Origin of the sequence: Streptomyces sp. NPDC052687, assembly GCF_040678395.1 — a bacterium.
In the GTDB taxonomy this organism is placed as follows: domain Bacteria; phylum Actinomycetota; class Actinomycetes; order Streptomycetales; family Streptomycetaceae; genus Streptomyces.
The window spans coordinates 23,040-46,245 of the sequence record NZ_JBFATR010000010.1 but is presented as its reverse complement, the minus strand read 5'-3'; the positions used below and the strand labels follow the sequence as shown (position 1 = coordinate 46,245).

The following is a 23,206-nucleotide window of genomic DNA, read 5'->3' as shown; positions in this document are numbered from 1 at the left end:
CATACGTCGGTCATGGCGCAGCAGGACACCGATCAGCAGCACGTGGGCGTGCTCCCCGTGGACGACGAGGGCTTCGTCATCGACACGGAGGACTGCGAGGAGCGCGAGCGGGCGTACCGGGAGCGCGGCACCTCCCGGCCGATCACCGTCGTCGGGAACCCGGTGCTGCACAAGGAGTGCCAGGACGTCACCGAGTTCGACGACGAACTGCGCAAGCTGGTCGACGACATGTTCGCCTCGCAGCGCACCGCCGAGGGCGTGGGCCTGGCCGCGAACCAGATCGGCGTCGACCGCAAGGTGTTCGTCTACGACTGCCCGGACGACGAGGGCGTGCGCCACGTCGGCGTGGTGTGCAACCCGAAGCTGGTCGAGCTGCCCGCGGACCGGCGCCGCCTCGACGACAGCAACGAGGGCTGCCTGTCGGTGCCGACCGCGTACATGCCGCTGGCCCGGCCCGACTACGCCGAGGTGACCGGCCAGGACGAGTACGGCAACCCGATCAAGGTGCGCGGCACCGGGTACTTCGCCCGGTGTTTGCAGCACGAGACGGACCACCTCTACGGCTACCTGTACATCGACCGGCTCTCCAAGCGGGACCGCAAGGACGCGCTGCGGCAGATGGCCGAGAACGAGCCCCGGTACCCCGTGGTCCCCAACGAGTGAGTTCCGCGCGCCCGTCGGGCGCGTTTCGCACGGCGTCTGGCCAGGTTTCGTTTCCTGACCAGGCGCCGTTCGTCTGCGCGTCGTAGGTTCGCACGGCGTCACTTCCGCGCTGATCCAGAACCGGTCACGCAAGAGGGGTGTCTCGGCAGTATGGGGGAGTGAGTACCGCAAATCCGTTCCCAGAGCGGTCAGTTGTAGTGCTGAATGGGAAGTGCGGGGTTACGCAACGGCGCACGCCCGGCACGGCCGAGGGGTGTGTGCCGACCGGCGGCTGAGAGGGGTTTGTTCGTGCCTGCTTTCCCACACAGCACCACCGCGACCGCGGTCGCCGTTCCACCGTCGCTCGCACTTCCGGTGATCGAGGCGGCGTTTCCCAGGCAATTGCACCCGTATTGGCCCAGGCTCCAGGAGAAGACCCGTACCTGGCTGCTGGAAAAGCGGCTGATGCCGGCGGACAAGGTGGAGGAATATGCCGACGGCCTGTGCTACACCGACCTGATGGCCGGGTACTACCTCGGCGCCCCCGAGGAGGTCATGCAGGCGATCGGGGACTACAGCGCCTGGTTCTTCGTCTGGGACGACCGCCACGACCGGGACATCGTGCACCGCCGCCCGCAGGCCTGGGACCGGCTGCGCGCCCGGCTGCACACGGCCCTCGACCACCCCCGGGACCACCTGCGTCACGAGGACCCGGTGGTGGCCGCGTTCGCGGACAGTGTGCTGCGGCTGTACTCGTTCCTGCCCGGCACCTGGAACGCGCGGTTCGCCCGCCACTTCCACGCGGTGATCGAGGCGTACGACCGGGAATTCCGCAACCGTACCGAGGGAGTCGTGCCACCGGTCGAGGAATACCTGGAACTGCGCCGGCTCACCTTCGCGCACTGGATATGGACCGATCTGTTGGAACCGAGCGCGGGAACCGAACTCCCGGACCCGGTACGGAAACACCCGGCATTCCGGCGGGCGGCGCTGCTCAGTCAGGAATTCGCCGCCTGGTACAACGACCTCTGTTCGCTGCCCAAGGAAATCGCGGGAGACGAGGTCCATAATCTCGGCATCAGTCTCATCACCCATGAAGGGCTGACTCTGGAAGAAGCGATCGCCGAAGTCCGGCAGCGCGTCGAGCGATGCATATCCGATTTCGTCACCGCCGAGCGGGAGGCACTGCGGTTCGCCGACAGCCTCGACGACGGAACGGTGCGGGGAAAGGAACTCGCCGTCGCCGTGCGCACCTGCGTCGCGAATATGCGGAACTGGTTCAGCTCCGTGTACTGGTTCCACCACGAGTCCGGCCGGTATCGGGTGGACAGCTGGGACGACCGGTCCACGCCCCCGTACGTCGACAACGAAGCGGCAGGTGAGAAATGACCGTCGAGTCCGTCAAGCCCGCGGCCCCCGACTCCGGCCGGGCACCGGAACTGCGCGAACCGCCCCTCGCCGGCGGAGCCGTACCGCTCCTCGGCCACGGCCCGAAGCTCGTCCGCGACCCGCTGGCCTTCATGGCCCGGCTGCGCGAGCACGGCGACGTCGTCCGGCTCAGGCTCGGCCCCAAGACGGTGTACGCGGTCACCACCCCCGCGCTCACCGGCGCCCTCGCCCTCAGCCCCGACTTCAAGATCGACGGGCCGCTGTGGGAGTCCCTGGAGGGCCTGCTCGGCAAGGAGGGCGTGGCCACCGCCAACGGCCCCCGCCACCGCCGCCAGCGCCGCACCATCCAGCCCGCCTTCCGGCTGGACGCCATCCCCGCCTACGGGCCGGTCATGGAGGAGGAGGCGCACGCGCTGACCACCCGCTGGCGGCCCGGCGAGACGATCGACTGCACCGCCGAGTCGTTCCGGGTGGCCGTGCGGATCGCCGCCCGCTGCCTGCTGCGCGGCCAGTACATGGACGAGCGGGCCGAGCGGCTGTGCACCGCGCTCGCCGTCGTCTTCCAGGGCATGTACCGGCGGATGGTGATCCCGCTGGGGCCGCTGTACCGGCTGCCGCTGCCCGCCAACCGCGAATTCAACCGCGCCCTGGCCGACTTGCATCTGCTCGTCGACGAGATCATCGCCGAGCGCCGGGCATCCGGTCAAAAGCCGGACGATTTGCTGACGGCATTGCTGGAGGCAAAGGACGAGAATGGTGAGCCCATCGGCGAGCAGGAGATCCACGACCAGGTCGTCGCGATACTCACCCCCGGAAGCGAAACCGTCGCCTCCACGATCATGTGGCTGCTCCAGGTGCTCGCGGAACATCCCGAACACGCGGACAAGGTCCGGGAAGAGGTTGAATCCGTAACCGGTGGGCGTCCGGTGGCATTCGAGGACGTCCGCAAGCTGCGGCACACCAACAATGTCGTCGTCGAGGCGATGCGTTTGCGCCCGGCCGTCTGGATATTGACCAGGCGGGCGGTGACCGACACCGTCCTCGGCGACTATCGCATTCCGGCGGGAGCCGACATCGTGTACAGCCCGTACGCGATCCAGCGCGACCCGCAATCGTACGACCGCCACCTCGACTTCGACCCCGACCGATGGCTTCCGGAACGCGCCAAGGACGTTCCGAAATATGCCATGAGCCCCTTCAGTGTGGGTAATCGGAAGTGCCCGAGCGACCACTTCTCGATGGCTCAGCTGACGCTCATCACGGCGGCCGTGGCGACGAAGTACCGCTTCGAGCAGGTGGCCGGCTCCGACGACGCCACCCGCGTCGGCATCACGCTGCGGCCGCAGCGGCTGCTGCTGAGGCCCGTGCCCAGGTGACGGCGGACGGGCCGGGGCCGGCTCCTCGGGCCGGCCCCGGCCGCGTCGCACCGATGGCCTCGCGGAAGCCTCAGAAGTCCTCGTCCAGGTCCACGGTGCCCTCCACCGCGACCTGGTACGCGGACGGGCGCCGCTCGAAGAAGTTGGTCAGCTCCTGGACACCCTGGAGCTCCATGAAGGAGAACGGGTTCTCCGAGCCGTACACCGGGGCGAAGCCCAGCCGGGTCAGGCGCTGGTCGGCCACGCACTCCAGGTACTGCCGCATGGACTCGGTGTTCATGCCCGGCAGGCCGTCACCGCACAGGTCGCGGGCGAACTGCAGCTCCGCCTCGACGGCCTCCCGCAGCATGTCCGTCACCTCCTGCTGGAGCCGGTCGTCGAAGAGGTCCGGCTCCTCCTTGCGGACGGTGTCGACCACGTCGAACGCGAACGACATGTGCATCGTCTCGTCGCGGAACACCCAGTTGGTGCCGGTCGCCAGGCCGTGCAGCAGGCCCCGGCTGCGGAACCAGTAGACGTAGGCGAACGCGCCGTAGAAGAACAGGCCCTCGATGCACGCGGCGAAGCAGATCAGGTTCAGCAGGAAACGGCGCCGGTCGGCCTTGGTCTCCAGCCGGTCGATCTGCTCCACCGAGTCCATCCACTTGAAGCAGAACTCGGCCTTCTCCCGGATGGACGGGATGTTCTCCACGGCCGCGAACGCCGCCGCCCGGTCGTCCGGGTCGGGGAGGTAGGTGTCCAGCAGCGTCAGATAGAACTGGACGTGGACGGCCTCCTCGAACAGCTGGCGCGACAGATACAGGCGCGCCTCGGGCGAGTTGATGTGCTTGTACAGCGTCAGCACCAGGTTGTTCGCCACGATCGAGTCGCCCGTCGCGAAGAACGCGACCAGCCGGCCGATCAGATGCTGCTCACCGGGGGTCAGCCTGGCGAGGTCGGCGACGTCCGAGTGGAGGTCGACCTCCTCCACGGTCCAGGTGTTCTTGATGGCGTCCCGGTAGCGCTCGTAGAAGTCCGGGTAGCGCATGGGGCGCAGGGTCAGCTCGAAGCCCGGGTCGAGGAGATTGGCGTTACGGGTGGTCATTACTGGCAGGCCTCGCAGGACTCGGGGTTCTCAAGGGAGCAGGCGACCGCGTCGGGGTCGGCGGCCTGCTGCACGGGGACGGTGGGCTGCTGCGCCCGGGCGGCGCGGGCGATGCGCGTCGCGGGGCGCGAACGCAGGTAGTACGTCGTCTTCAGCCCGGACTTCCAGGCGTACGCGTACATCGAGGAGAGCTTGCCGATGGTCGGCGTCTCCAGGAAGAGGTTCAGGGACTGCGCCTGGTCCAGGAACGGGGTGCGGGCCGCGGCCATGTCGATCAGGCCGCGCTGCGGGATCTCCCACGCCGTGCGGTACAGCCGCCGTACGTCCTCCGGGATCCACGCGAAGTCCTGCACCGAGCCGTTCGCGTCGCGCAGCGCCTCACGGGTGCGGGCGTCCCACACGCCGAGCTCCTTCAGGTCGGCGACCAGGTAGGAGTTGACCTGGAGGAACTCGCCGGACAGCGTCTCGCGCTTGAACAGGTTGGACACCTGCGGCTCGATGCACTCGTAGACGCCCGCGATCGAGGCGATGGTGGCGGTCGGCGCGATGGCCAGCAGCAGCGAGTTGCGCATGCCGACCGACGCGATCCGCTCCCGCAGCGCCGCCCAGCGCTCCGGCCAGGTCAGCTCCACGTCGTAGTGGTCGGGGTGCAGCACCCCGCGCGCGGTGCGGGTCTTCTCCCAGGCGGGCAGCGGGCCGTTGCGCTCGGCGAGGTCGGCGGACGCCTCGTACGCGGCGAGCATGATCCGCTCGGCGATCCGCGTGGACAGCGCCTTCGCCTCGGCCGAGTCGAAGGGCAGCCGCAGCTTGAAGAACACGTCCTGCAGACCCATCGCGCCGAGGCCCACCGGACGCCACTTGGCGTTGGAGCGGCCCGCCTGCTCGGTCGGGTAGAAGTTGATGTCGACGACGCGGTCGAGGAAGGTGACGGCCGTGCGGACGGTGGCGTCCAGCCGCTCCCAGTCGATGTCCTGACGAGCCGGGTCCACGAAGGCGCCGAGGTTGACGGAGCCCAGGTTGCAGACCGCCGTCTCGCCGTCGTCGGTGACCTCCAGGATCTCCGTGCAGAGGTTGGAGGAGTGGATGACGTGACCCGGCTCGGCGGTCTGGTTGGCGGTGCGGTTGGCGGCGTCCTTGAACGTCATCCAGCCGTTGCCGGTCTGCGCGAGGGTGCGCATCATCCGGCCGTACAGATCGCGGGCGGGCATGGTCTTCTTCGCGAGGCCCTTCGCCTCGGCCGCGCGGTAGGCCGCGTCGAACTCCTCGCCGTACAGGTCGACCAGCTCCGGCACGTCGGACGGCGAGAACAGCGACCACTGCTCGTCGGCGTTCACGCGGCGCATGAACTCGTCCGGCACCCAGTGCGCGAGGTTCAGGTTGTGCGTGCGGCGGGCGTCCTCGCCCGTGTTGTCGCGCAGCTCCAGGAACTCCTCGATGTCGGCGTGCCAGGTCTCCAGGTAGACCGCGGCCGCGCCCTTGCGCCGGCCGCCCTGGTTCACCGCGGCGACCGAGGCGTCGAGGGTTTTCAGGAACGGGACGATGCCGTTGGAGTGGCCGTTGGTGCCGCGGATCAGCGAACCGCGCGCGCGGATCCGGCTGTACGACAGGCCGATGCCGCCGGCGTGCTTCGACAGGCGGGCGACCTGGTGGTAGCGGTCGTAGATGGAGTCCAGCTCGTCCTTGGGGGAGTCCAGGAGGTAGCAGGACGACATCTGGGGGTGCCGGGTGCCGGAGTTGAACAGCGTGGGGGAGGAGGGGAGGTAGTCGAGGCGGCTCATGAGCCCGTAGAGCGCCGCGACCTCCTCCACGGAGCGGGTCGTGTCGTCCTCGGCGAGACCGGCGGCGACGCGCAGCAGGAAGTGCTGGGGCGTCTCGATCACCTTGCGGGTGATCGGGTGGCGCAGCAGATAGCGGCTGTGCAGGGTGCGCAGGCCGAAGTAGCCGAAGCGGTCGTCGGCGGCGCGGTCGACGAGGGCGTCCAGGCGCTCGGCGTGCAGCCGGACGAACGCGGCGGTGCGGTCGGCGATCAGGCCCTCGCGGTGGCCGACGGCGACGGACTCGGTGAACGACGTGACGCCCTGCGAGGCGGCCTCGGCGGTGATGCCGATCGCCAGCAGCCGGGCGGCCAGCCGGCTGTAGGCGGGGTCCTCGGAGATGAGCCCGGCGGCCGCCTCCGTGGCCAGCTCGCGCAGCTCCGTCTCGTCCGCGCGGGCGGAGCGGCCGCGCAGCGCGGCGGCGGCGACCCGGCCGGGGTCGGCGTCGGGGAGATCGGCGGTCAGCTCGGTCAGGGTCCGCAGCAGCGCGGCGCCGGGACCGTCGGGGTCCTGGGGCGGGACGGCCGCGTCGTGGGCCGGGACCGCTGCGGGGTGGGACGGGACCGCTGCTGAGGCCGGATCTGCGGGCGCGATGGTCACGTGGGGGCTCTCCCTCGCTCGGCACGGGGGCCTGCGAGGGCAGGGGGCAGCTCACGAGCGCACGCGGGCGTCGCGTCCACCGGCCCATTCCACGAGGCCCGGACGTCAGGCACCCGGACCGGACGGCCGGGCGCACTGTCGGCAGGTCCTCGGACTGACTCCCATACACGCCTATACGGGCATGGGTACACCGTTGCGGGACAGTTCCGGATTCCCACCGGATTCCCCTGCGGCGACAGCGAGCATGAGCATACATGTTGTGCCGGGTGGCGGTAGCACCCCCAGATGTTGTGTCGGGCCGGTTTCAGAGGGTCAACTCATAGGTGAGCAGAGTGATGTCGTCCAGCTCCGGCAGCGGGTTCCAGTCGCGCCCGGGGGTGCGCACGAAGCCCAGCCGTTCGTAGACGCGGTGGGCGGAGCGCATGGCGCGCTGGGACGACAGGACGACGCGGACACAGCCCGGAGTGGCGCGGGCCCGGTCGACGCAGGCGCGCACCAGGGCCGCGCCGACCCCGCGGCGCCGCGCCTCGTGCGCGACGGCCAGCATGCGTATCTCGGCCTCGCCGGGGCCCGCGATGTCGGCCATCGGCCCACCGGACGGGACGAACGTCACACCGCCGACGACCCGCTCTCCCTCCTCCGCTGCCCGCTCACTCCCCTCCGTCAGCCGCACCCCCTGCTCCGCCGTGCGCCCTTGTTCCTTCGCCACGGCGACCAGCACCTCCGCGGCGGCCGCCCGCTTCGCCACGTCTCTCAGCTCGTGCAGATACGCGTCGCTCTCCCCGAAGTCGAGCAATCCGTCCCGGAGATAGGCCTGGGCGGTGAGCTCGGCGACGGCGTCGTACTCGGCGGGCGTGACGGGGCGGATGACGATCTCCATGGGACCGAGTGTGCCGAAGGGGTCTGACAGCGTCCGGGGTCTTCCACAGAGGCGCCGGGGCTCCACAGCCGGGTTGCGGGCCCCCGCCGGAGTGATTCCATGGAAACAGGACTCCCGTGAAGGAGAAGCGTCATGCCGGGGGTCGCCGGACCGGGGCGGGGGCGCTCCAGGCCGAGGGGCGCGCCGTACCCAGAGGTCGCATCATGCCGAAGGCCGCACCATGCCCGAAGGCCGCAATATGACCAAGGCCGCACCGTGACCGGGGCCGTCCCGTGACACGGGTCGTACGGCACCCGCCGGGCAGGCGGCGCCCGCGCGACGCGCCGATGTCGACACTCGAACTGCGGCGCGCGGCGAGCCGGGTCCGGCACGGCCTGCTCGGCTACTGGCACACCCTGACGATCCGTCTGGAGGCCCGGCGCGGCGCCACCCGCCCCGGTAAATGGCGCCGATGGCTCTCCTACACCACCGTGACCCGGATCATCTGGCTGCTGGGCGCGCTCCTGGTCGTCGCGTGGTGCGGGGAGGCCGTCTACAACCTCGCCACCGGGAAGGACACCGTCATCGACCGCCTGGGCGGCGACACCAACGGCCTCGACGACCTCCTGCGCTTCATCGGCCCCGTCCTCACCGCGTCCGTCGCCGCCGCCCTCTTCCTGTTCTGGTGGTACAGCTGGACCAAGCGCCGCTACCTCGCCCGCGCCCGCTCCTGCCCCCGCCGGCTGGTGCTCACCGCCGGACCGGACATCGACCGGATCGTGGGCCGCGAGGAGGTCGCCCAGGTGATCGCCGAGCGGCTGCGGCAGCGCGAGACACGGCGGCCGTACCTGCTCGTCGGCGGCGTCGGCGCGGGCAAGACCGCCGTCCTGGTACGGCTGACCGAGCTGCTGGCCCGGCAGCGGGCCGTACCGGTGCCCGTCCGGCTGCGCGACGCGGACCACGGCAGCGCCCTGAACTTCGAACTGCTCGCCAAGCAGCGGTTCGCCGAGGAGGCGCCGCGCGGCATCCTCGCCCGCACCAAGAACGAGCGGGTCTGGCAGCAACTGCTCGCCGACGACAAGGTGGTCGTCATCGCCGACGGCCTGGAGGAGGCCCTGCTCGACGAGAGCGCCCAGCAGAGCCGGGACAACATCATCCGCCGCGCCATCGAACGCGCCCACGCCGAGCGACTGCCCCTGGTCATCGCCTCCCGGCCGCACAGCCCGCTGGAGAGCACACCCGCCGCGATCGTGGAGCTGGAGCCGCTGAGCGAGGAGGAGGCACTGCACTTCGTCGCCTCCCGGGTCCCCGGCACCGACGAGCGGCGGGTGGACTGGATCGTGGAGACGGCCGAGGTCACCGAGTCGCCGATCTACCTCCAGATCGCCCGCGAACTGCACCAGCACGGCCTGCTCGAACGGGACCGCCCGCGCGACGACCCCTACCGGCTCGACACCCGCAGCCGGGACCGCGGCACCCTGCGGCTGTGGCTGCTGGAGACCTGGGAGACCGCCCTGTGCGACGGCCTGCTGCGGGACACCGTGGCGCTCGGCCCGCGTGAGCGGCGCGAGACCCTGGAGGTGGTCTGCGCCCTCGCCTGCGTGGGCCTGCTCCAGGACAAACTCGAGGTCGGCTTCGGCGAGCTGCTCGACCAGGACCTGCACGCCGGCCCCGCCCGGCGCGCCCGCACCCGCGCCGACCACCTCTGGTCCGCCCGGCGCGGCTTCGACCGGTACGGCGGACACGGCACCGTCTTCTCCGCATGGCACCGCCAGCGGATCTGGGGCGCGCTCTGCGACCGGCTCGGCGACGAGACGAGCCGGCGGCTGCGCGAGGGGAACCGGGACCAGTGCCACGCCCTGCTCGCCGCCTTCATCGCGAACGCGGACAAGCTGCGGCTCGTCGAGGGTTTCGAGAAGAAGGTCCGCTTCCCGCACAGCATCATCCAGGCCTACTTCGGTTTCCGCGTCCTCAACCACCTGGGCGAACCGGAGGCCGGCCGGCTGGTCGAACAGGCGCTGCAGCCGCCCGGACCCAGCCGTGAACTGCTCATCTCCCTCGTCCTGCTGTCCCGTCGCCGGGCGGCGGAACTCACGGCGGGCGGCACCGGGGTGCGCGCCGAGCTCAGCAAGGAGGTCCGGGAGCGGTGGCGGCAGACCCCCGCGCGCGGGCGGACCCTTGCCCGCCGGCTGTACGCCGCCGCCCAGCGCCGTACCGACGATCCCAAGGCCCTCGACCTGTACGCGGCGGCCGTCGAGGTGGAGAGCGTGGAGGCCGACCCGCGGTTCCTCGCGGACATCGTCGCCGCCGTGCACGCCCGCTGGCCCGGCTTCAAGGGCGATCCGCGCACCCTCCAGGACGCCAAGCTCAGGCTGCTCAAACAGCTCGGGGCGGCGCTGCGCCAGGTCTCCGACCGGATGGACACCACGCCCCTGTACTGGCTGCTGTTCCGGATGGGCACCGTGGAGCCTGTGTACCGGATCCGCCTGGCCGCCGCGCAGGAGTTCGGGAGCGGGGGCAACGCGGCGTTCGCCGTGATCCGGGAGCGGGTCGGGCTGACCACCGATCCGATCGTGGAGTACACCACCGCGATCCACGACCTCAAGGCCTGGAAGCGGCGGGAGTACGAGGCGTGGGCCGCGGAGATGACGCGCGCCCGCAGCGCCCGGGGGAGCGCGCGGGCGCGGACGCCGCAACGGGTCGAGGAACTGATGCGCCGGCGCCGGGCGTTGAACCAGCGCTACCGGGAACGGCGGGTCACCCTCTTCCGGGAGTTCGTGATGCGGGCCTGGATGGTGCCCATGCTGCTGGGCTCCGTCGACGACGCGCACCGCGACGAGGCGCGTGAGCGGCTCACCCGGTGGCTGCGCCACCTGGACCCGAAGTACACCGGCGGCACGCCCGATCTGCCGCTCGCCCTGGAGACGGCGCTGGCCCAGGGCTTCAAGTACGCGGCGAACCGCCGCAAGCGGCATCCGGACACCTACCCGGGCAACCGCGCGGAGCTGATCCGCCAGGCGGAGACCGTGCTCCAGCGGTCCCGCTGCTGGTACAGCCAGCTCTCGCTGCTCCAGGCGCTGTGCCTGTGGGAGCTGCCGGACACCGCGGGCCGGCACGAGCACGGCCGCGCCGGCAGCGGGCCGGACGAGAGCCCGGACGGGACGCGCCGCAGGGGCACCGGCATCGGCGGGGCGAGCGCCGTCCAGACCGTGGAACGGTGGCTGTCGATGGCCGGTACGGTGAACCGGGCGCCCGGTGGGTCCGGCGGATCCGGCGGGTCCGGTGCGTCGGGTGGGTCCGGCGGGCCGGGGCACCGGCGGCGGCTCCACCCGTTCGTCGCCGAGGCGGGCGACCTGGTGGCCCTCGCCCTGGAGACGGGCGAGCCGGAACGTTTCCTGTGGATCGACGAGAAGGGCGTCAGCGACACCATCGGCTCGCGGCCCCGCGGCAGTGGCGGGTACCGCAAGCACAACCTGTGGATTCCGCCCTCGGTCGGCTGGAGCACCCTCGACCCGCGGGCCCAGCGCCTCGTCGCCGACGTGCTGGTGATGCTCAACCTCATCGAGCGGGACGGGCATCCGGACGAGGTCGAGGAGCGGCTGGCCCGCGTGGAGCGGCCGGACATGCTGCTGCCGCCGTGCATCAGCACCGACCGGACACCGCTGCGGCCCGGGCTCCAGGCCGGGACCTCGGTGCTGCCCCCGCCCGGCGAGACCTGCCTGCCGGACTGCGCGTTCCAGCTCTGCCCGTACCCGCCGCGGGGCTGCGTCCCGCGCGGCGAGATCCGCGAGCCCTTCTGCCGCCAGCAGCAGGCTCTCCTCCCCGGCCGCTGGCGCCGCTGCCTGCCCCGGGGCCTGCGCCGGAAGACACCCCACTGGGTGGGCATGCGCGTCCGCGAACTGGACCGCTTCTGGGCGGAGATGGCCCGGCGCACCCGAGACGACTGACACGACGGCCCACCGGACCGGACCCCGCACGCGGCCGGCGGCGACCCGCACCACGCGGATCGCCGCCGACCGGCTGTCCGGAGCCGGCTCAGGACCGGCTCGCGACAGGCTCACGCCGGGCCCACGCCGGCCTCAGTGCGCCGAGCAGGCCGTCGCCGGGCTCAGTGCGCCGAGCCGGCCGTCGCCGGCGGCAGCTCCACCTGCACGCCCGGATCGCCCGCGTCCGCCGTGTAGTCCTCCGGCTTGGTCTCGTCCACGCCGTCGGGCGCCTTGGCCGCGCGCAGGACGAAGGTCAGGACGACCGTCACGATCACGTTCAGCACGAACGCGGTCAGACCGATGTAGCCGATCTCCCCGATGCCCGGGATCTCCTTCGACGAGCCGCCGAAGTGCTTCTGCGTCGGGGAGGCCACCCCGTACGCGGCGACCGTGCCGTAGATCATGCCGACCGCCCAGCCGGCGATGAGCGCCCAGCGGTGGAACCAGCGGGTGAACAGGCCGCCGACGAGGGCCGGGAAGGTCTGCAGGATCCAGATGCCGCCGAGCAGCTGGAAGTTGATGGCGACGGTCTTGTCCATGGTCAGCACGAAGGCCAGCGCACCCACCTTCACCAGCAGCGACACCAGCTTGGAGACCTTGGTCTCCTGCTCGGGCGTGGCGTCGGGCCGGATGAAGTCCTTGTAGATGTTGCGGGTGAAGAGGTTGGCCGCCGCGATGGACATGATGGCCGCGGGCACCAGCGCGCCGATGCCGATCGCCGCGAACGCCACGCCCGCGAACCAGTCCGGGAACATGTCCTCGAACAGCTGCGGGATGGCCAGCTGGCCGTTCTGCACCTTGATCCCGGCGGCGATCGCCATGAAGCCCAGCAGCGCCAGCAGACCCAGCATGAGCGAGTACAGCGGCAGGATCGTGGTGTTGCGGCGGATCACCTCACGGCTCTTGGAGGAGAGCGTCGCGGTGATCGAGTGCGGGTACATGAACAGCGCCAGCGCGGAGCCGAGCGCCAGGGTGGCGTACGTCCACTGGCCCGCCTCCGGCGGGACCAGCCCGCCGGTCCCGGTGGTCTCGAACTTCTCGCCCGCCTTGGCGAAGATGTCGTCGAAGCCGCCCAGCTTGATCGGGATGTAGATGATCGCGACGGCGATCACGATGTAGATCAGGGTGTCCTTGACGAACGCGATCAGCGCCGGCGCCCGCAGACCCGACGAGTAGGTGTACGCGGCCAGCACCCCGAACGCGATCAGCAGCGGCAGGTCCTTGATGAACCAGTTGGTGTCCTCGCCGCCGCCGACGCCCATCACGTCCAGCACGGCCTGGATGCCGACGAGCTGGAGCGCGATGTACGGCATGGTGGCGAGGATGCCGGTGAGCGCCACCGCCAGCGACAGCCCCTTCGAGCCGAACCGGCCGCGCACGAAGTCCGAGGTCGTCACATAGCCGTGCTTGTGCGACACCGACCACAGCCGCGGCAGGAACGTGAAGATGAGCGGGTAGACGAGGATCGTGTACGGCACGGCGAAGAAGCCGGCCGCGCCCGCCGCGTAGATCGCCGCCGGTACGGCGACGAAGGTGTACGCCGTGTAAAGGTCGCCGCCGAGCAGGAACCAGGTGATCCAGGTGCCGAACGACCGGCCGCCCAGACCCCACTCGTCGAGGCTGTGCTCGTTCTCCGCCTTGCGCCAGCGCGCGGCGAGGAAGCCCATGACCGTGACGGCCAGGAAGAAGAAGATGAAGACGGCGAGTGCGACGCCGTTCACGCCGTCCTTCATCGCTGCTCACCGCCCCGGCGGGCGCGCTGGTCACGCTGCCACAGCTTGAAAGCGATCATCGTCAGCACGGTCGAGATGACCACCCACGCCATCTGGTACCAGTAGAAGAACGGGATACCGGCGAGGGCGGGGTCGGTCTTGGCATACGAACCGACCCACAGCATGGCCACGAACGGTGCGACGAGGCAGAGGGCGATGACGACGCGCACGGGCGTCACCACCGGCCCTTGGCTCACTTCTGGCGCTTCCGACATCTTGGCGACTCCGTCCCCTCACTGATCACCTGCTTAATGGGCTGGCAATCTAGGTCACGGTGTCGCGGCAGAGGAACCCCTCGTCCGCATATCGGTATCGCCTTTACAAAGTCGGTATCGCCTTCACGAAGTCGCTACTCGGCGGGCCGCTTCAGCCTGGCCACGAACTTGTACCGGTCGCCGCGGTAGACCGACCGCACCCACTCCACCGGCTTGCCCTCCCGGTCCAGGGAGTGGCGGGAGAGCATCAGCATGGGCAGGCCGACGTCGGTGCCGAGCAGGCCCGCCTCGCGCGGGGTGGCCAGCGAGGTCTCGATGGTCTCCTCGGCCTCGGCGAGGTGGACGTCGTAGACCTCGGCGAGGGCGGTGTAGAGGGACGTGTACTTGGCCAGCGACCGCCGCAGCGCGGGGAAGCGCTTGGCCGAGAGGTGGGTGGTCTCGATGGCCATCGGCTCGCCGTTGGCCATGCGCAGCCGCTCGATGCGCAGCACCCGGCCGCCGGCGGTGATGTCGAGCAGCTCGGCGAGGCGGTCGTCGGCGGTGATGTAGCCGATGTCGAGCAGCTGCGAGGTGGGCTCCAGGCCCTGGGCGCGCATGTCCTCGGTGTAGGAGGTGAGCTGGAGCGCCTGGGAGACCTTGGGCTTGGCGACGAAGGTGCCCTTGCCCTGGATCCGCTCCAGCCGGCCCTCGACGACCAGCTCCTGGAGCGCCTGGCGGACGGTGGTGCGCGAGGTGTCGAACTCGGCGGCCAGCGTGCGCTCGGGCGGGACCGGGGTGCCCGGCGCCTGCGTCTCCGTCATGTCGAGCAGGTGCTTCTTCAGACGGTAGTACTTGGGCACACGCGCGGTACGGACGGTCGCCCCGGTCTCGTTCTCCGCACTGCTGACGTCGGTGCTCATGCTCCGCCTTCCCGGCTCCGTCGAGGTGTCGTCCTCCGCAGAGGTCTCCTCGGAGGTCATCGTCCGTACGCTCCGATGATCCCCTCTGTATACCGTCGCCGCCTGCGTTGGTCTAGTCCAGCCCGCTGAAGTGGTCTACCCGAGTATGACGGTCGCGTCCGCCGTTTTCGCCCGGTTCCCACTGAAAGGCTCGTGCCTCTTCATGACCGCATAACCGCTGGTCGGCGCAGCCTTCGAACTCTGGTCGCCGCCTGCTGGTCCTGCGAGGTGTCCGAATTGGACTAGACCATTGGTCTATCACCAGCGCTGATGAATGGTCGGTTCCCGGGCCAGGGACCCCACCGACGAGGGCCGGCGCCGCCGCTCCGGCCGGCCCCCGTCGCACCGGCCGGCTCTCAGATGCCCTGCCACTCCGGCTTGTTGGCGTACGTGTGCCGGAAGTAGTCGGCGAGCTTCAGCTTGGACGCCGCCGCCTCGTCCACCACGACCGTGGCGTGCGGATGCAGCTGCAGCGCGGACGCCGGACACACCGCGGCGACCGGTCCCTCCACCGTCGCGGCCACGGCGTCCGCCTTCCCCTCCCCGGTGGCCAGCAGCACCAGGTGGCGCGCCTCCAGGATCGTCCCGATGCCCTGTGTGATGACGTGGTGCGGCACCTGGTCGATGTCCCCGTCGAAGAACCGCGCGTTGTCCACCCGGGTCTGCTCGGTCAGCGTCTTGATCCGGGTCCGCGACGCGAGCGAGGAGCAGGGCTCGTTGAACCCGATGTGCCCGTCGGTCCCGATCCCGAGCAGCTGGAGATCCACCCCGCCCGCCTCGGCGAGCGCCCTGTCGTACGCCTCGCAGGCCGCCTGGACGTCCTCCGCCTCCCCGTCGGGGCCCATGAACGCGTCCATCGACAGCCCCAGCGGCTCCAGCACCTCCCGTCGCAGCACCGAGCGGTACGACTCCGGATGCGACGCGGGCAGCCCCACATACTCGTCGAGCTGCGCGATCCGTGCCCGCGAGGCGTCCACCTCGCCGGCGCGCACCTTGGCCGTGAGGGCCTGGTAGATGGGCAGCGGAGTCGAGCCGGTGGCCACACCGAGCAGGGCGTCGGGCTTGCGCCGGAGCAGCTGGGCCATGGCCTCGGCGATCAGCTCGCCGCCGGCCTGGGCGTCCGGAACGATGACAACTTCCACGCTGGGCCTGCCGATCTGAAGAGGGGACTCGAAGGGCACCCGAAAGGGTCATGTGGTTTAGACCAATCTAACAGAGCGGCGCCGGCCGTCCCAGGTGTCGCGGACGCGCGGCGGCGGCCCGCCGGCCGGCCCGCCCGTGGACCCCCCGGCCCGCCCGTGAACCCCCTCCACCTCCCTCCCCTCCCGCCCTCCGGTACCCGCCATCCCCCCGGCTCAGAGCAGCGAACCGCCCGTGGCGTCCACCCAGCCCCCCGTCACCCAGCGCCCTTCCTCCGAGGCCAGGAACGCCACCACGTCCGCGACGTCCGCGGGGGTGCCCACCCGGCCCAGGGCCGATATCGCCTCCGCCTGTGCCCGGCCCTCCTCCGTGCCGAGGAACGCCGCCGTGTTGTCCGTCTCGATGTAGCCGGGAGCCACCGAGTTCACGGTGATGCCGCGAGGGCCCAGGATCTTGGACAGGTCCCGGGTGAGGACGTCCAGGGCGCCCTTCGTCATCGCGTACGCCGTCAGGTCCGGCAGCACGGCGTTGCGTGCGAGCCCGGTGGAGATGTTGACGATCCGGCCGCCGTCGCGGAGCCGGCCGAGGCCCTGCCGGACGATGAAGTACGGCGCCTTCACGTTCACGGCGAAGAGCCGGTCGTACTCCGCCTCGGTGATGTCCTCAAGGGGCGACGACGTGCCGATCCCCGCGTTGTTCACGATGACGTCCACGCCGTCCGCGTGCCGGTCGAACTCGGCCCACAGCGCATCCGCGTCCCCCGGCGTTCCCAGCTCCACGCCGATCATGAAGGCCGATCCGCCCGCGGCCTCGATCGCCGTGACCGTCTCCTTCGCCGCCGTCTCGTTCGTCCCGTAGTGCACCGCGACGCGTGCCCCGTCGCGCCCCAGGCGCTCGGCGATCCCGCGCCCGATGCCCCTGCTCGCCCCCGTGACGAGTGCCGTCCTCCCGCTCAGCGCGCCCATGACGACGCCCCCTTCACAATTCTCTAGTAGTCGTTACAGAAATGACCGTAGATCACGCCGCTGACATTTGTCTAGCGCCCGCTATAAAATGCACTCCATGGTGAGCACCCAGGGGAACGAGGCGCAGGCCGCGACGACCGCAGGCCGCGGGACCGCCACCGCCGGGCCGGAGGAGCCCGCCGTGCGCGAGGCCGCACGGGAGGGACGGGAAGCGACCCGCGCCGTGCGCGAAGCCGTATCGGAGGCACAGGAGGCGACCCCCACCGGACAGGAGTCCACCCCCGTCGGCCCCCGCGGGCGCGGGCGTGGCCGCGGCCGCCCCCGCTCCTTCGACCGCGAGACCGCCCTGGAGCGGGCGATCATGGCCTTCTGGGAGCGCGGGTACGAGGCGACGTCCGTCTCCGACCTCACCCGCGCCATGGGCATCGGCGCCCCCAGCCTCTACGCCGCGTTCGGCGACAAGCGAGCGCTGTTCGACGAGGTCGTCGAGGTGTACGGCGCGCGTTACGGCTCCTTCGCGGCGCGCGCCCTCGCCGAGGAGCCGACCGCACGGGCCGCCGTGCGGCGCATGCTGCGCGAGGCGGCCGCCGAGTACACCGCCCCCGGCCGGCCGCACGGCTGCCTCGTCGTCCACGCGGCGACGAACTGCACCAGCCCCGAGGTGGAGCAGGCCCTGCGGGAGCGCCGCAACGCCAACATCGCGGCCATCGAAAGCCGGATCAGGGCGGACATCGCCACAGGTGAGCTGCCGTCCGGCACCGACGCGGCGGCCCTGGCCCGGCACACCGGAGCGATGATCCAGGGCATGTCCCAGCAGGCGCGCGACGGCGCGAGCCGCGCGGAACTGGAGGCACTCGCCGAAATTGCCATGACGATCTGGCCCCGCGGATGACCGGAGCGGGTTAGGCTTCCAGGGGCCGGCAACGACGACGGCCCGCGCCGCACGGTCTTCGACAGCACAGCCGGCAGCCGACAACCGGCAACGCCGGCACCAGACGGCAACAAACAGCCTCCGACGCATGGACACGCGCAGTGGTCTAGTCCACAATCGTTGCAGACCAGCCTCGCGAAAACCGACTGTGCGGTCATCCCATGCGTGGGAACAAGCATCCGTCTTCCCCGCACAGGAAGACGGAGCGAGGAACCGGAGCTCTCTGCCCTGACTGCCCCGGCTCCTCATCCTTCGGCCGACCGGGACCGCACACCCCACGGCCGATATTGCTCCGGGCTGCGGTGCCGGGAGGGTTGAGGGTCCCTCCCAGGCGCCGCGGCCCGCGGGTGTTTCCGGGGGCGGTGCCGCCCCGGACCGCCGCGTTTCGGCGCCGTACAGACCGCCGGGTACGCTCGCAGACGTGCCCTCCATGAACGAACTGGTCCGCCAGCACACCGCCCTCGACGACTCCGACCTCGAGTGGCTGCATCTGCTGGTCTCGGAGTGGCAGCTGCTCTCCGACCTCTCCTTCGCCGACCTGGTCCTGTGGGTCCCCACCCGCGACGGCACCCGCTATGTCTCCGTCGCCCAGATGCGGCCGAACACCGGCCCCACCTCCTACCAGGACGACATGGTCGGCCACCTGGTCCCGCGCGGCCGCCGCCCCATGCTGGACGTCGCGCTCGACGAGGGCCGGATCGTGCGCGAGGGCGACCCGGAGTGGCGCGAGGAGGTCCCCGTACGGGTCGAGTCGATCCCCGTACGGCGTGAGGGCCGCGTCCTCGGCGTCATCGCCCGCAACACCAACCTGCTCACCGTGCGCACCCCGAGCCGGCTGGAGCTGACCTACCTCCAGTCCGCCTCCGACCTCGCCCAGATGATCGCGGCCGGCGCGTTCCCGTTCGCCAACCAGCAGGTCGACATGGACGCCTCGCCCCGCGTGGGCGACGGCCTGATCCGGCTCGACGCCGACGGCATCGTCCAGTACGCCTCCCCGAACGCCCTCTCCGCCTATCACCGCCTCGGCCTCGCCGCCGACCTCGTCGGCCACCACCTCGGCCGGACGACCGCCGAACTCGCCCCCTCCCGCGGTCCCGTGGACGAAGCCCTGGCCAAGGTGGCGAGCGGCTGGGCGCCGCGCGAGTTCGAGATCGAGGCCAACGACGGGGTCATCCAGTTCCGCGCGATCCCGCTCAAGCCCAAGGGCACCCGCATCGGTTCCCTGGTGCTGCTGAGGGACGTCACCGAACTGCGCCGCCGCGAACGCGAGTTGATCACCAAGGACGCCACCATCCGGGAGATCCACCACCGGGTGAAGAACAACCTCCAGACGGTGGCGGCCCTGCTGCGCCTCCAGGCCCGCCGGATCGAGTCCGAGCGGGGCCGCGCGGCGCTCGAAGAGGCCGTACGGCGCGTGGGCTCCATCGCGATCGTCCATGAGACGCTGTCCCAGAACCTGGACGAGCGAGTGGAGTTCGACGAGATCGCCGACCGGGTCCTCGCGATGGTCGCCGAGATCTCCCCGGGCAAGGTCAGAGGCCGGCGCACCGGCCGCTTCGGCATCCTCGACGCCGAGGTGGCCACCCCGCTGTCCATGGTGCTGACCGAGATCCTGCAGAACGCCCTGGAGCACGGCTTCCGCGAGGGCGACACCGGGACCGTCGAGGTCGCGGCGGTCCGTGGCGGTACGACGAAGGAGGCCCGCCTCCTGGTCACCGTCCAGGACGACGGCGTGGGCCTGCCGGCCGGCTTCGACCCGCGCACCTCGGGCAACCTCGGGCTGCAGATCGTGCGGACGCTGGTCGAGGGGGAGCTGGGCGGCACCTTCGACATGGTCCCGGCGCCGGAGCGCGGCACCCAGGTGCTGCTGGACATCCCGGTGCGGGCACAGAAGTAACGCGCGGAGCGGGCACAGGGGTGACGCGCTGGGGCGGGTCCGCGGCGCGACTCGCGGTGGGCGGGCCCGAAGGTCCCCGCGACCCTCCGTACAAAGCAAAGAGCCCCGGACCTTGATCGGTCCGAGGCCAGTGCTCGCTGCTGCTTTCAAGCGCATCGGGGTACTGCGCGCTGCGTGCTCGGGGGCGGGAGTTGCGTACTCGCTGTACGCGCCGCCAAGCTCAGGCTGTCAGCGGGGTGGGTGATGTCAGGCGGAGGCCTGACGAGCCCGGTTGCGGGCGGCGCGGCGCTTCATCGCGCGGCGCTCGTCCTCGCTGAGACCACCCCAGACGCCGGAGTCCTGGCCGGACTCGAGCGCCCACTGCAGACACTGCTCGATCACCGGGCAGCGACGGCAGACGGCCTTGGCTTCCTCGATCTGCAGCAGCGCAGGACCGGTGTTGCCGATGGGGAAGAAGAGCTCGGGGTCTTCCTCGCGGCAAACGGCGTTGTGACGCCAGTCCATGGCTGCTACCTCTCCTTGGTATTACGTGCAGGTTGCTTGTGAATGTGAACGCTTTCACGAATCCCTCAACAAGTGAAGGGCCGACTGCCAGGTTCCCTGGCGTGGTCCTGTGGTTTGATGAGGGGTTCCGGTGATCTCGGAGGCCGGTTCTGCGGGCCGTCCCGATCGCCACGTAGAGACTCGCAAACCTCAGCGGCGGATACAACCCCTTCCGGAAAGTTTTTTTTGATTCCTCGGTGTCGACTAGGTCACAGCCGTACTTCCATGGGGTGGATCCTGGCCTAAACGTTCGAGTGAAAGGACTTTCGCCCCTTCTGCTCACACAATCACACGCAGTGCACGGCGTACGCCTGTGAACGTCACGCTCGTACGCAGCCCCAGGTGGTCACCGTCCATCTGGAGGGGCAGAGGCACCTTCGAATGCAAGGTGAACTCGGTCTGATCGTGCAGGGAGACGGCGTGCTTGCCCTGGGGGCCGCGCTCGGGGGACGAAGTGAGCAACTGGGTGCCATACCGGGCAACCGAGGCCGTGGACAGGCGGCTGAGTCCGAATACGTCGAGCCCGGTGTCGAACGATGCCTTAGGCGACGCGTACATGGGGCGATTGCCGAGGAACGTCCACGGGGCGGTGTTCGAGACTATGGACAGCACCAGATCCGTCGCCAGTTCCTCACCGTCCCGCTCCAGCGTGATCGTCCCGTGCCGGCGGTGCGGCTCGCCGAGCAGCTGGCGCACCACCTGGCGGACGTAGAGCGCGTGCGTCGACTTCTTGCCGCGCTCGCGCTGCTGCTCGACCCGGCCGACCACGCCCGCGTCGAAGCCGAGGCCCGCGTTGAAGGTGAACCAGCGGGACGGGACCGACTCGTCGTCGCTGCCCGGCGTACCGGACGTGAGGCCCAGCCCCACCGTGCGCTCCCTGCCCTCACGCAGGGCGTCCAGCAGTACGCCGGTCGCCTCGACGGCGTCGTTGGGCAGGCCCAGCGCGCGGGCGAAGACGTTCGTGGACCCGCCGGGCACGACGGCCAGGCGCGGCAGGTTCTCCGGATCGGGGCCGGCGTGCAGCAGACCGTTGACGACCTCGTTGACCGTCCCGTCGCCGCCGAGGGCCACGACCAGCTCGATGTCCTCACTCTGCGCCGCGTGCCGGCCGAGGTCACGAGCGTGACCGCGGTACTCGGTGGTGACCGCCTCGAGCTTCACCTCGCTCGCGAGCGCGTGGATCAGCACATCGCGCGTACGTGCGCTTGTGGTGGTTGCCGCCGGATTGACCACGAGAAGTGCACGCATGGATGGCAGCGTACCTACTGAGGGGTACCGGGCCCAGGCCGGAGTGCGGATCACGCCGAGTTCGAGGCGTGAACCTGAACACGGGGGCGCGGATCGAGCCTCCGGGCGCGCACACCCGTCCCGCCCACCGGACCCGCGGCGGACCTGCCCCGTCCCACCTCGCCCGCGACTCCCGCCCCCGGCCGCTACCCTGCAAGGGTGACCTCTGCGCGAAACCCCAGTCCCGAAGCCGTCGACGCCGATGAGGTGGGCCCGCGTCCGGCGCGGCTGACCGCTGCGGCGGTGCTGGCCGGGCTGGAGGGGCTGGCGCTGGTGGTCGGCGGGGTCTGGATGCTGGTGTTCGGGCTGACCGGGGAGCCGGACGGTCGCCGGCAGGCCGTCACCGGGGGCATCACGCTCGTCGTCCTCGCGCTGCTGCCGCTGCTCGCCGCCAAGGGTCTGCTGGCCCGGCGGAGCTGGAGCCGGGGTCCCGCCGTCATCACGCAGATCATGGCGCTGCCGGTGGCCTACAACCTGCTCCAGGCCGACAGCATGTCCATCCCGGCGGGGATCGCGCTGGCCGTCGTCGCCGTGGCCGCGCTGGTGCTGCTGATCAACCCCGAGACGACCCGGGCCCTCGGGATCCGCGGGCCCGGCAACGCCCGGAAGTAGCCGTCACTCCTCGAAGCAGCCGTCACTCCTCGACGAGGAGCTTCTCCCGCAGCTGCGCCAGCGTGCGCGCCAGCAGCCGGGAGACGTGCATCTGCGAGATGCCGACCTCCTGCGCGATCTGCGACTGGGTCATGTTCCCGAAGAACCGCAGCAGCAGGATCCGCTTCTCGCGCGGCGGCAGGTCCTCCAGGAGCGGCTTGAGCGACTCCCGGTACTCGACGCCCTCCAGCGCCTCGTCCTCCGCGCCCAGGGTGTCCGCGACCGCCGGGGACTCGTCGTCGGTGTCGGGGACGTCCAGGGACAGCGTGGAGTACGCGTTGGCGGACTCCAGGCCCTCCAGGACCTCCTCCTCCGAGATCGCCAGCTTCTCGGCCAGCTCGTGCACCGTGGGGGAGCGGCCGTGCAGCTGGGACAGCTCCGCCGTCGCCGTGGTCAGCGACAGCCGAAGCTCCTGCAGCCGCCGCGGCACCCGCACCGCCCAGCCCTTGTCCCGGAAGTGCCGCTTGATCTCACCGACGACCGTCGGCGTCGCGTACGTCGAGAACTCCACGCCGCGGTCCGGGTCGAAGCGGTCGACCGACTTGATCAGCCCGATGGTGGCGACCTGCGTGAGGTCGTCCAGCGGCTCGCCCCGGTTGCGGAAGCGGCGCGCGAGGTGCTCGACGAGCGGCAGATGCATCCGGACCAGCCGGTTGCGCAGCTCCGCGTACTCCGGGCTGCCCTGCGGCAAGGAGCGCAGCTCGATGAACAGGGCACGCGCCCCGCTGCGGTCCTGAGGGTCGTGATGCGCGGCCGGCGTGCTGCGCGCGGCCGGCGCGTCGTCCTCGGAATTTCGCTCGTGCTCGCTCATCGTCCCGCCCGTCGCCCTTCCCCGAGCCCGCGCCTCGGCCCGGACAGGGGAGCCCCCGTTCCGCCGCTCCGAAGGCGCGCCCTGCACGGCACTGTCCTGATTCCGCTGCCCGTCGCCGGGGAAGTCCGCCCGAGGGGTGTCCTCCTCCGGGTGCGGCCGGGCCTGCTCGGGGATGCCGTCGATGCCGTCCGCCATGCGTCGGGAACCGTCCGGACCGCTCGGAGTCTCCGGGCTGCCCGAAGACGCCGGCCCGCCCATGCCCTCGGCCGGCAGCTCCCGTGTGCCGCGCTCTTCGTCCCGCACCGG

Annotated in this window: 18 protein-coding genes and 1 riboswitch; of the genes, 7 read left to right on the top strand and 11 right to left on the bottom strand. The window is 70.8% G+C overall.

The annotated features are described in order from the left end of the window. Window positions 1–12 precede the first annotated feature (12 nt). The 3 genes from def (at window position 13) to AB0K92_RS12170 (ending at window position 3,407) form a co-directional block, all read left to right on the top strand. Window positions 13–663, top strand: coding sequence for a peptide deformylase (def, locus tag AB0K92_RS12180; RefSeq protein ID WP_166002233.1), 651 nt, complete (start codon window positions 13–15; stop codon window positions 661–663). Between the two features lie 288 nt (window positions 664–951). Next, complete coding sequence (cyc1, locus tag AB0K92_RS12175; protein ID WP_365921920.1) at window positions 952–2,031, top strand: epi-isozizaene synthase; 1,080 nt, start codon at window positions 952–954, stop codon at window positions 2,029–2,031. Continuing rightward, a complete protein-coding gene (locus AB0K92_RS12170; RefSeq protein WP_365921918.1) occupies window positions 2,028–3,407 on the top strand; it encodes a cytochrome P450 in 1,380 nt (459 codons plus the stop codon). The genes cyc1 and AB0K92_RS12170 overlap by 4 nt, the downstream gene beginning before the upstream one ends. A 70-nt stretch (window positions 3,408–3,477) precedes the next feature. Here the strand turns inward: AB0K92_RS12170 and AB0K92_RS12165 are convergent, their stop codons facing one another. The 3 genes from AB0K92_RS12165 to AB0K92_RS12155 form a co-directional block, all read right to left on the bottom strand. Beyond that, window positions 3,478–4,491 (bottom strand): ribonucleotide-diphosphate reductase subunit beta, encoded by a 1,014-nt coding sequence (locus tag AB0K92_RS12165; protein WP_365921916.1) that lies wholly within the window; start codon window positions 4,489–4,491, stop codon window positions 3,478–3,480. Further along, the gene (locus AB0K92_RS12160) at window positions 4,491–6,791 is read right to left on the bottom strand and encodes a ribonucleoside-diphosphate reductase subunit alpha (protein ID WP_365922057.1); all 2,301 of its coding nucleotides are present in this window, start codon (window positions 6,789–6,791) and stop codon (window positions 4,491–4,493) included. Before AB0K92_RS12160 ends, AB0K92_RS12165 begins: the two co-directional genes overlap by 1 nt. A 258-nt stretch (window positions 6,792–7,049) precedes the next feature. After that, window positions 7,050–7,132: riboswitch (cobalamin riboswitch) on the bottom strand. Between the two features lie 77 nt (window positions 7,133–7,209). Continuing rightward, window positions 7,210–7,785: a GNAT family N-acetyltransferase gene (locus AB0K92_RS12155; RefSeq protein WP_365921914.1), complete on the bottom strand. Its 576-nt coding sequence runs from the start codon at window positions 7,783–7,785 to the stop codon at window positions 7,210–7,212. A 326-nt stretch (window positions 7,786–8,111) separates the two neighbouring features. Here AB0K92_RS12155 and AB0K92_RS12150 point away from each other — a divergent pair, with 326 nt between their 5' ends. Further along, window positions 8,112–11,711 carry an NACHT domain-containing protein gene (locus AB0K92_RS12150; protein WP_365921912.1) on the top strand — a complete coding sequence of 1,200 codons (3,600 nt, stop codon included), beginning with the start codon at window positions 8,112–8,114 and terminating at the stop codon, window positions 11,709–11,711. A 161-nt stretch (window positions 11,712–11,872) separates the two neighbouring features. On the opposite strand, the gene mctP is transcribed toward AB0K92_RS12150, so the two are convergent. The 5 genes from mctP to AB0K92_RS12125 all read right to left on the bottom strand — a co-directional run bounded on the left by mctP (window position 11,873) and on the right by AB0K92_RS12125 (window position 16,780). Beyond that, window positions 11,873–13,483, bottom strand: a complete 1,611-nt coding sequence (gene mctP / locus AB0K92_RS12145; protein WP_365921910.1) for a monocarboxylate uptake permease MctP — start codon at window positions 13,481–13,483, stop codon at window positions 11,873–11,875. Then, complete coding sequence (locus AB0K92_RS12140) at window positions 13,480–13,737, bottom strand: DUF3311 domain-containing protein (protein WP_365921908.1); 258 nt, start codon at window positions 13,735–13,737, stop codon at window positions 13,480–13,482. Before AB0K92_RS12140 ends, mctP begins: the two co-directional genes overlap by 4 nt. A 134-nt stretch (window positions 13,738–13,871) precedes the next feature. Continuing rightward, the gene (locus AB0K92_RS12135) at window positions 13,872–14,636 is read right to left on the bottom strand and encodes a GntR family transcriptional regulator (protein ID WP_365921906.1); all 765 of its coding nucleotides are present in this window, start codon (window positions 14,634–14,636) and stop codon (window positions 13,872–13,874) included. Window positions 14,637–15,031: 395 nt separating this feature from the next. After that, a complete protein-coding gene (nagB, locus tag AB0K92_RS12130) occupies window positions 15,032–15,817 on the bottom strand; it encodes a glucosamine-6-phosphate deaminase (RefSeq protein ID WP_365921904.1) in 786 nt (261 codons plus the stop codon). A gap of 213 nt (window positions 15,818–16,030) precedes the next feature. Beyond that, entirely contained in the window at window positions 16,031–16,780 is a 750-nt protein-coding gene (locus tag AB0K92_RS12125) for an SDR family oxidoreductase (protein WP_365921902.1), read from the bottom strand. A 97-nt stretch (window positions 16,781–16,877) separates the two neighbouring features. Between AB0K92_RS12125 and AB0K92_RS12120 the strand changes: the two genes are divergently transcribed. Together AB0K92_RS12120 and AB0K92_RS12115 are read left to right on the top strand one after the other, a co-directional pair. After that, window positions 16,878–17,672: a TetR/AcrR family transcriptional regulator gene (locus AB0K92_RS12120; RefSeq protein WP_365921900.1), complete on the top strand. Its 795-nt coding sequence runs from the start codon at window positions 16,878–16,880 to the stop codon at window positions 17,670–17,672. 469 nt (window positions 17,673–18,141) lie between these two features. Further along, complete coding sequence (locus AB0K92_RS12115) at window positions 18,142–19,608, top strand: PAS domain-containing sensor histidine kinase (RefSeq protein ID WP_365922055.1); 1,467 nt, start codon at window positions 18,142–18,144, stop codon at window positions 19,606–19,608. 246 nt (window positions 19,609–19,854) lie between these two features. Here the strand turns inward: AB0K92_RS12115 and AB0K92_RS12110 are convergent, their stop codons facing one another. Together AB0K92_RS12110 and AB0K92_RS12105 are read right to left on the bottom strand one after the other, a co-directional pair. After that, window positions 19,855–20,112 (bottom strand): WhiB family transcriptional regulator, encoded by a 258-nt coding sequence (locus AB0K92_RS12110; RefSeq protein WP_003992873.1) that lies wholly within the window; start codon window positions 20,110–20,112, stop codon window positions 19,855–19,857. A 318-nt stretch (window positions 20,113–20,430) separates the two neighbouring features. Next, on the bottom strand, window positions 20,431–21,399 hold the full coding sequence (locus AB0K92_RS12105) for a diacylglycerol kinase family protein (protein ID WP_365921898.1): 969 nt from the start codon (window positions 21,397–21,399) through the stop codon (window positions 20,431–20,433). A gap of 198 nt (window positions 21,400–21,597) precedes the next feature. Between AB0K92_RS12105 and AB0K92_RS12100 the strand changes: the two genes are divergently transcribed. Further along, window positions 21,598–22,050 carry a hypothetical protein gene (locus AB0K92_RS12100; RefSeq protein WP_365921897.1) on the top strand — a complete coding sequence of 151 codons (453 nt, stop codon included), beginning with the start codon at window positions 21,598–21,600 and terminating at the stop codon, window positions 22,048–22,050. Window positions 22,051–22,072: 22 nt separating this feature from the next. On the opposite strand, the gene AB0K92_RS12095 is transcribed toward AB0K92_RS12100, so the two are convergent. Next, complete coding sequence (locus AB0K92_RS12095; RefSeq protein ID WP_365921895.1) at window positions 22,073–23,203, bottom strand: RNA polymerase sigma factor SigF; 1,131 nt, start codon at window positions 23,201–23,203, stop codon at window positions 22,073–22,075. Between the last annotated feature and the right edge of the window lie 3 nt (window positions 23,204–23,206).

Excerpts from the sequence above, each read along its gene's own strand:
- AB0K92_RS12140 (WP_365921908.1), bottom strand. The coding sequence starts at position 13,737 with ATGTCGGAAGCGCCAGAAGTGAGCCAAGGGCCGGTGGTGACGCCCGTG.
- mctP (WP_365921910.1), bottom strand. The coding sequence starts at position 13,483 with ATGAAGGACGGCGTGAACGGCGTCGCACTCGCCGTCTTCATCTTCTTC.
- AB0K92_RS12125 (WP_365921902.1), bottom strand. The coding sequence starts at position 16,780 with ATGGGCGCGCTGAGCGGGAGGACGGCACTCGTCACGGGGGCGAGCAGG.
- AB0K92_RS12105 (WP_365921898.1), bottom strand. The coding sequence starts at position 21,399 with ATGCGTGCACTTCTCGTGGTCAATCCGGCGGCAACCACCACAAGCGCA.
- AB0K92_RS12120 (WP_365921900.1), top strand. The coding sequence starts at position 16,878 with ATGGTGAGCACCCAGGGGAACGAGGCGCAGGCCGCGACGACCGCAGGC.
- AB0K92_RS12115 (WP_365922055.1), top strand. The coding sequence starts at position 18,142 with ATGAACGAACTGGTCCGCCAGCACACCGCCCTCGACGACTCCGACCTC.
- AB0K92_RS12170 (WP_365921918.1), top strand. The coding sequence starts at position 2,028 with ATGACCGTCGAGTCCGTCAAGCCCGCGGCCCCCGACTCCGGCCGGGCA.
- AB0K92_RS12110 (WP_003992873.1), bottom strand. The coding sequence starts at position 20,112 with ATGGACTGGCGTCACAACGCCGTTTGCCGCGAGGAAGACCCCGAGCTC.
- AB0K92_RS12155 (WP_365921914.1), bottom strand. The coding sequence starts at position 7,785 with ATGGAGATCGTCATCCGCCCCGTCACGCCCGCCGAGTACGACGCCGTC.
- def (WP_166002233.1), top strand. The coding sequence starts at position 13 with ATGGCGCAGCAGGACACCGATCAGCAGCACGTGGGCGTGCTCCCCGTG.
- AB0K92_RS12165 (WP_365921916.1), bottom strand. The coding sequence starts at position 4,491 with ATGACCACCCGTAACGCCAATCTCCTCGACCCGGGCTTCGAGCTGACC.
- AB0K92_RS12150 (WP_365921912.1), top strand. The coding sequence starts at position 8,112 with ATGTCGACACTCGAACTGCGGCGCGCGGCGAGCCGGGTCCGGCACGGC.
- AB0K92_RS12135 (WP_365921906.1), bottom strand. The coding sequence starts at position 14,636 with ATGAGCACCGACGTCAGCAGTGCGGAGAACGAGACCGGGGCGACCGTC.